The sequence below is a fragment of the bacterium genome, from assembly GCA_024226335.1.
Classification (GTDB): Bacteria; Myxococcota_A; UBA9160; order SZUA-336; family SZUA-336; genus JAAELY01.
Genome location: JAAELY010000524.1, coordinates 1 through 5,846, shown reverse-complemented (window position 1 = coordinate 5,846; position 5,846 = coordinate 1). Strand labels below are relative to the sequence as shown.

General features: G+C 62.8%; 6 protein-coding genes. 2 read left to right on the top strand and 4 right to left on the bottom strand.

All coding sequences use genetic code 11. From position 1 onward, the window contains the following. Both GY725_25490 and GY725_25485 read right to left on the bottom strand, forming a co-directional pair. Positions 1–882 (bottom strand): glutathione S-transferase domain-containing protein (locus GY725_25490; protein MCP4007548.1); only part of this gene is annotated, 882 nt, incomplete at its 3' end. Beyond that, complete coding sequence (locus tag GY725_25485; GenBank protein MCP4007547.1) at positions 882–1,130, bottom strand: hypothetical protein; 249 nt, start codon at positions 1,128–1,130, stop codon at positions 882–884. The genes GY725_25485 and GY725_25490, both read right to left, overlap by 1 nt. Before the next feature lie 130 nt (positions 1,131–1,260). Here GY725_25485 and GY725_25480 point away from each other — a divergent pair, with 130 nt between their 5' ends. Further along, positions 1,261–1,443: a transposase domain-containing protein gene (locus GY725_25480; protein MCP4007546.1), complete on the top strand. Its 183-nt coding sequence runs from the start codon at positions 1,261–1,263 to the stop codon at positions 1,441–1,443. A gap of 506 nt (positions 1,444–1,949) precedes the next feature. Next, positions 1,950–2,981, top strand: coding sequence for a GNAT family N-acetyltransferase (locus tag GY725_25475; GenBank protein ID MCP4007545.1), 1,032 nt, complete (start codon positions 1,950–1,952; stop codon positions 2,979–2,981). Between the two features lie 228 nt (positions 2,982–3,209). Here GY725_25475 and GY725_25470 read toward each other — a convergent pair whose 3' ends face one another. Both GY725_25470 and GY725_25465 read right to left on the bottom strand, forming a co-directional pair. Continuing rightward, complete coding sequence (locus GY725_25470; GenBank protein ID MCP4007544.1) at positions 3,210–3,914, bottom strand: 2Fe-2S iron-sulfur cluster binding domain-containing protein; 705 nt, start codon at positions 3,912–3,914, stop codon at positions 3,210–3,212. Then, the gene (locus GY725_25465) at positions 3,911–5,773 is read right to left on the bottom strand and encodes an FAD-binding protein (protein MCP4007543.1); all 1,863 of its coding nucleotides are present in this window, start codon (positions 5,771–5,773) and stop codon (positions 3,911–3,913) included. Before GY725_25465 ends, GY725_25470 begins: the two co-directional genes overlap by 4 nt. Positions 5,774–5,846: the final 73 nt, after the last annotated feature.

The following is a 5,846-nucleotide window of genomic DNA, read 5'->3' as shown; positions in this document are numbered from 1 at the left end:
TCGGCCGTGTGTACCGACATGTTCGCCGTCCCGGATCGCAACCAGCCAAGCGTATGTGCGACGCGCTCGTTGCCGGAGCGCCCGCGCTGCACTCGGGTCGATCAGGTTCATGCTCAGTTGACCATAGGCGCTGGCATCGGCGATGCTGAATCGATCGCCCAAGATGAAGAGTTGGGCCTCCAGCAAAGATTCCATGGCCGCCAGGTACGCGCACCATGATTCATCGAGCAGATCGTGTGTCGGCGGGAAGCCGGGTCGAGATGGAGGAACCCGCGCGGGCTCGACGTCGGCGGCGTATCCTTGCGGTGCGACGCTGAACAGGTAGGGGCAGCGCCGGACTTGGCGACGGGGCAATTGCTTGCGAAGCAGCGTTGCGATGAGCCGGGTGACCAGAGGCTCCATCTCTCTTGCGGTGTGCTCACCCATGGTGGTGTCCGTTGCAGAGCCGACCCACCGCATGTGATGAACCATATAGAGACCGTATTCGTCGAAGGCCTCGTCGATCAGCTGCGCAATGAATCGCAGCCTCACTTCTTCCGGAAAGAGGGGCGGATGATCGTCGCTCGATCGATCATCTAGCCAATGGCCCAATGCACTCGAGTCGTAGTGGAAGTGCTGGCCGTCTTCGCTCAAAAAGGGCACCGACGGATACTCGTCCAGTCCGGCGTCCATCTGCGGATAGCGCTGCACTCGCCCCGCACGTTTCGCGCCCTCCAGCCGCAAGAGGGTCCGGAAATTCTCGCCCCAGCCGCCCTCCGCGGGCAATCTTTGAAAGGGTCGCTCGTGAAAGCGCAGCATTGATTCGAGCTTCAGAAGAAAAGGAGAAGCTTCGAAGCCCCAGACGATGGCGCCCCCGGCCCGGTCCCTGCCGGAACCCTGCATCAGCTCCAGGCTCGAAGTGGGGAATGACAGCCCCATCGATCGGGGAGCGGATCGAGAAATTCGAGTACGGGCATCACTGAGATACGCACCTGCGAAAATGCCTGCTGCCCGTCGGACATGAGCCCCATCACGTGATGGGAAATCCAGCGGTAGCGCGGCAGCGCCCGCATCTTCATCGAATAGGGTGATCCGATGGGTGCATAGAGGCGATCGGGCTCTTGCGGGTCGCCGTGGGCGGAATTCGGCATCGGGTCATCCTAAAGTTCTGACGCACGCAAAGCCAACTCAGGATTGAGAGCGGCGTCGGTGCATGGACCCTGGCCCCTGAGTCACCCAGAGGCAGATATCCGCTCGATCGTCTGCACGGGAGCGAGGCCAGTGGCCGGGGCACGAGCCAGCGCGAACCTCTACGGGCTGATCGAGACGGCGAAGGCCAACGGACTCGAACCGAGCCGTTACCTGGCACACCTGTTCGAGGTGCTGCCGACGCTCACCTCGCTGGATCAACTCGATGCTCTGCTCCCGCAGAATCTCAATCGGGCCGCGCTCAACCCTGACTGACCGAGGATGCAGTTCGTCCACCGCTTACGTTGATCGAACGGGCGGAACCGTCGCTCAGGCTTTGAGTCACGGAAGTGCTGACGACGCGAAGGCCGCTCTTGCTCTCATCGTTAGCATAGAGGGTGACATCGAAAGCCTCACTGCGGGCACGGCCTATGACACCATCACCAGGCCCGAGTGGAGAATACCTTCTTCAGATACGAATCGATTCTTCGCGATAGACGCCGTGCTCGTCATCCAGAGTCGCAGAAGGCGGAGGCGGGGATTGCCTGCAATGTCCCGAATCGGCTAGCGGGCCTCGGAATGCCAGAGTCCTTCGCACTTGGTTCCTGAAGAAGATCACTGAAATGCCTGAGCTGTTGCCGTGCCTCGGTCCATGCACCAACGCCACTCCAGAACATGGCTCTCGAAGGCTCGGCACAACTAGCAGCGGAACCTGCCTCCATGTATATGGGCGGAAGCGTGTTGCGAGCATGAGGTCCGAGACGTACCCTATCCGTTCTTCAATGGATATCAGACTCTACGAGCCTGCCGATCGCGACGCGCTGCTGATGTTCGCGGCAGAGTATGGACTCCAGTGGGGACACGATGCGGCGCTCTTCCAGTGGAAGTACGAGCGCGCCCTTCCCGAAGAACACGCGACGGATGCCCCGCGGCTCTGGCTCGTCGGCGAAGGTGATCGCGTGCTAGGCGTCTTCGGCGCCCAGCCAGTCACGCTGCTGGTCGAGGGCGAACACGTGCCCGCTGCGTACGCGATGGACGTGCATCTGCATGCGGAGCTACGTGGTAAAGGCTTTGGCGGTCGGCTGCTCGAAGCGTTCGAGACGGCTTACGCCACGCGCCTCATGCCGTTTTCGACCGAAGTGGCGCATGGCATGTACCTGCACCGCGGCTATCGGGAGGTGCCGGGGCTCGTGCGGCATATGAGCGTCGCGCGCACCGCGCGCGCGGTGTTACGCGCTAGCGCGCAGCAACTGCGCGTCGGACCACGTTGGCGGAGGCCGCCGGCACTTCTGCCGCGCCTGGATCTCATAGAGAATCAGATCCCAGGATCGCATGTCGAGACATCTGAGAGTCTCATCGAGCTCGCTCCTTTCCTCAATGCGGTGCAGTCGCGCTATGCCGTGTGTCCAATCCGCAGCGTCGACACGCTTCGCTGGCGGTACTTGGAGCACCCGTTCCAAGGTGCAGGCGTGCTCTCCATACGCGGAGCCGGAAACAAGATCACTGGCGTGTTCGGGGTGGCCTGGTGTGGCGCCGGAGGTCTGAATGCACTTGTGCTCGCGGATCTCTATCTCCGAGAGAACGATGACGAGACTGGGAGGAGAATCGTGCGCGGGCTGTCTCGCGCTGCGCGTCAGCTCGGCGCGGATCTTGTGGCGATGGTCGCGCTCTCGACGGACCTGAAGTCGATGCCAGGCTTCGACCGATCCAGCCCCTTGCGGTATGCCGTCTCGGCACCGCCAGGCGTGCTTCATCCCGAAATCGACCCGTCGAGCTGGTACCTGACGGCCGGCGACAGTGACCAGATCACCTGAGTCGCCGGCTATTGCCGAGCCTATCCTCGCTCACGGGCGGACGATCGAGCGAATATTTGCCTCTGGGCGACTCAGGGAGCAGGGTCCATGCACCAACGCCGGGCTCTTCCCAAGAGTGGCCTGGAAGTAGACGGCTCTCGTTTCCAGCTCATGGTCCGAAGCGGAGCATGAGCAACGTGGTCACGACCATCACTAGCAGCGCGTCGGGCGACAGAGTGGTGTGGATGCTCAGCTCTTCAAATCGGCTTTTTCCAACAGCGGGGTGATGACCTCTTTCATCAAGTCGATCCCCACTCCGCATCGGCAGCCCTTGCAGCCGACACAAGACTCGAGCCCCAGGTCGAGAGCCGCTTGTAACGCCTGCTCGCACTCGCCGGGCCCGGCCGCGTTGTCGTGTTGCACGCGCTGCAATTTCAACAGGCTGTAGGGGTTGCCGTGGCGATAACCATCGGCGGGGGGAGAGGCTTCGTCCGCCCCGGGCAGTTCTCCGTCGAAGTTTCGTTCGTGCATGGGACATCGATCGAGACAGGCATAGCACTCGATACAGCGGTTGAGGCTATGGTAGCCGGGTTCAGGATTGCCGTCTGGATTTCCGGGGGCGTTGGGCAATCGATCTCGAAGTTGCCGATTGATACCGTCGCGGCGGTGCACGAAGTCCTTCACCGCCGGCAGCGTCTTGAGACCACTCAGCCGATCGCCTTCACGGAGCTTTGTCCGACAGGCGAGCCGGGGTCGGCCGTTGACTTCTATGGTGCAGATTCCGCAGAGACGGTTCCGGCAGCCATAGCGGAAGGCGAGGTCCGGTAACTCTCCTTCCTGGGCATGGATCAGCACGTCGAGGGCCGTGGGGCGTTCACGCGAATCCGTTGTCGGGAACTCGACCTCACGCTCACTTCGGTCACCGCGCCGGTTTCGTTCGATAATGACCTTCATGCTTCCACCTTCGCAACGACATCGGCAGGGGCCGCCTTGCGGAGAATCCGAAAGAGCAACTCGTCTCGCACGCGTATCGGTAACCTCTGCAAGAGTTTGAAGAACGCAAAACGCACCAGGAAGCCGAGCTTTATGCGAAGTCGCTCGCGCAGGGGCGTGGGCTCGCGAGCGACTCGTTCGAGCGTGAAGCCCTGGGCCCTGAGCCGCACCGCGATCGAGTAGGGGGTCGCGGGCGGGTTGCGGTGATCGATGCGGACGTGGGCACCGACGGTGTCCTCACGGTTCGCGGCGCTTTCCGCCACCGCTGAAGCTGTGATCAACATGTTGCGCAGCTCGATCGCATCGATGAAGGACTGGTTCCAGAGCATATCGCCTTCGATCGCCAGCACATGCTGCGCTACTTCGAGTTCCGCGATGGTGTCCCGAGCCCTGCAGATCGACTCCTCCGTGCGTGCCGGACCCAATCCCTCCCAAGCCGCCCGTTGCAGGGTGCGCACCGCTTCGATGGGGTGGCGTTCGCCGATGCGGCCCAGAAGTGCTTCGTGTTCCTTCTGCAGGCGGCCCAGGGCGAGACCCGCCTCCGCCGCGTTGATCGACGTGCGTGCCGCATGTGCGGCAGCGCTGCGACCTGCGATGCGGCCGAAGACCAGGCACTCTGCCAACGACGTCGAGCCGAGCCGATTCGAACCATGCAGTCCGCCCATCACCTGCCCGGCAGCATAGAGACCCACAGGTGCGTCACCGATAGCCCGGCAATCGGCCCCCACGCTGATGCCGCCCATGAAGTAGTGGGCCGTCGGGCGCACCTCCCAGGGTGCTTCGAGGTTGGCTGCCGCATGGCCTGATGAAGCCCGCACGGTATCCAGGATCTCACCCATCCCACGCTCCATGATCGCCTTGAAGAGCGCGCCCGATCGTCCCTGCATGTTCGGCGTGAGATCCCACCAGGCACCGCCATGCTCCGTGCCTCTTCCCTCGGCAACCGCCACGGCGATCGCTGCGGCCGCATCCGCGCGGGTACGCAACATCACCTCGTTCAGAATAATCTTGCCGGTCGCGTCCCGTACCACGCCGAGCGGACCCGCCATCACGGGCTCTCCCATCAACAGCCCTTGATGCGAACGCGGCTGAGGTGCCGCGAAGGGCAGGAATTGAACCTGCTCCATATCGACGAGTTCGGCGCCCGCACGAAGCGCCGCCGCATAGCCGTCTCCCGTGTTGCCTCGCATGGTGTCCGTGTTCGGAAAATAGAGCGTACTCGCGCCACCACAGGCGAGCACGATGGCCGGTGCGCGAACGCCGATGAACCTTCCTTCCGAAGCGTGGTAGACGAGCGCACCACAAATCTGTCGTCGTCCGTCACTCTCCGTCACTGCAAGATCGAGCAGCCACGCGTCTTCAAGCGTCTCGAGCTGTGGTGCGTGCCCGATTGCGTTCGTGAGCGAGTGGGCGTAGTCGATCCCACGGTTGCGATGCCTAACAGAGCGATCGTGGCTGTGCCCTCCCATCGGGGTTCCAAGGGTCGCGGGACGGCCGGAACTGAAATCCGGCCGCAGTCCCTCCCGACGCAGCCAGTCATAGGCTTCGGGCGTCTCCTCGGCGAATACACGCGTAAGTGTGGGATCGTTGATGTCGTCGCCGGAGAGCCTCATATTGCTTTGCAGGGCTGCCACCGTATCCGACGAGTCAGCCACCCCGCGCACCGTGACGATGCCGTGCGCAATCTTGCTGTCCGAGCAAGCGATCGGATCCTTGCTGATCAGGAGCACCCGCGCGCCACTCTCGGCTGCGTGAGCGGCCGCCGCCGCCCCACTTCCGCCGGAGCCAACGACCAGCACATCACAATTCATCTCTATCATCGCCTGCCCCTCCCTTAGCCGACGGTCACCTAGGGAATCTCTGCACAGGGAGGAATCGAGCGAGAAGCGGGAG

Excerpts from the sequence above, each read along its gene's own strand:
- GY725_25485 (MCP4007547.1), bottom strand. The coding sequence starts at position 1,130 with ATGCCGAATTCCGCCCACGGCGACCCGCAAGAGCCCGATCGCCTCTAT.
- GY725_25475 (MCP4007545.1), top strand. The coding sequence starts at position 1,950 with ATGGATATCAGACTCTACGAGCCTGCCGATCGCGACGCGCTGCTGATG.
- GY725_25470 (MCP4007544.1), bottom strand. The coding sequence starts at position 3,914 with ATGAAGGTCATTATCGAACGAAACCGGCGCGGTGACCGAAGTGAGCGT.
- GY725_25465 (MCP4007543.1), bottom strand. The coding sequence starts at position 5,773 with ATGATAGAGATGAATTGTGATGTGCTGGTCGTTGGCTCCGGCGGAAGT.